Annotated in this window: 1 protein-coding gene; it reads left to right on the plus strand. The window is 69.1% G+C overall.

What is annotated here, in order from left to right; all coding sequences use genetic code 11:
* Positions 1 to 1,406 (plus strand): glycoside hydrolase family 2 TIM barrel-domain containing protein (locus DI276_RS16160; protein WP_332874651.1); only part of this gene is annotated, 1,406 nt, incomplete at both ends.

Genomic DNA, 1,406 nt, shown 5'->3' on the forward strand with positions numbered 1-1,406 from the left:
ACACGCCGTCGAACTTCGACATCACCTCCTTCACGACGCCCGGCACGACACACACGATCAGCGTGAACGTGAAGGGCCGCAACGCGTTGAAGACGCCGGCGGGCAAGTACCTGGTTCCCGACGCCGCCAACTGGTCGGAGGCGGTTCCGCAGGGGATCTTCCGTTCGGCGTTCCTGCGCGTGTACCCGGCCGTGCACGTGAGCGACGCCTTCGTTCGCACCTCGGTGACCGACCAGACCCTGACCTACGACGTGACGGTCGCCAACACCTCCGGCAGCGCCCGTACCGTGACCCTCGGCGGCACGCTCGCCTCGGACAACGGACAGGCCTTCGCCTACCCCGCGCTGCCCAGCCGCACGGTCACCGTCGCGGCCCGTTCCACCGCGACCGTGACCGTCGGTCCGGTGGTGTGGAATCTCGGCGCGGCCTCGTACTGGTGGCCGAACGTGCCGTACCGGCAGGGATATCGCGCCCAGTTGCACCGGCTGTCGGTGCACGCGTCCACCGATGACGGCCGCACCAGCGACGCCACGTACCGCTTCGGGTTCAGGGAAAGCACCCAGAACGGCGAGTACTACCGCCTCAACGGCGTGCGGCTGAACGTGCGCGGCGACAACCTGCAGGGCGCCAACTACGACCGGATCAACAACGGCGGCAAGGGCGACGCCTACCACACGCTGCCCGGCTTCCTCCCGCCGTCGGCCGGCAACGGCGGCTGGCCGCAGGCTGTCGACAACTACCTGCGGCTCAACTTCAACGTCGTCCGCATCCACCAGGAGCCCGCCAGTCCGTACATGCTCGACGTGGCCGACGAGCTCGGTCTGATGATCATCGACGAGACCGCCATCCGCGGTGCCGGCAACGCACAGGACTTCAACGCGGGCCGCGCCAACATGGTGGCCCACGCTCGCGCGCTGACGCTGCGCGACCGCAACCACCCGTCGATCATCCGCTGGAGCCAGGTCAACGAGCCGAACCTCGCCGACTCCGACTCCGAGCAGTTCCAGCGAGACCTGTACGCGGCTGTGAACGCCGCCGACGGCACCAGACCGATCATCGTCGAGGTGGCCCCCGGCGCATCGCCCAACCGGTATCCCACCATGACGCAGGCCAACTTCAACGTCATCCCGCACTACCTCGACGGCACCGGCCGATACGGCGAGCAGACCTGGTCCGTGGCGGGCCGGCCGGACGGTGAGGGCGAGTACATCTGGCCCGCGTGCAGCACCAGGCAGGGCTTCACGTGGTTCGCCACCGCGACCGCGGCCAAGCGCGGCAAGGACACCAGCGACCTGCGGCCCTACACCCTGCTGTCCGCCTGGGCGAGCGTCATCCCCGGCGTGCGGACCACGGACTTCACGACGGAGGAGGGCAGCCGCCCCGTCTACGGCGTGGACAACCTGCCG

Origin of the sequence: Lentzea terrae (assembly GCF_003265345.1) — a bacterium.
Lineage (GTDB): Bacteria > Actinomycetota > Actinomycetes > Mycobacteriales > Pseudonocardiaceae > Lentzea > Lentzea terrae.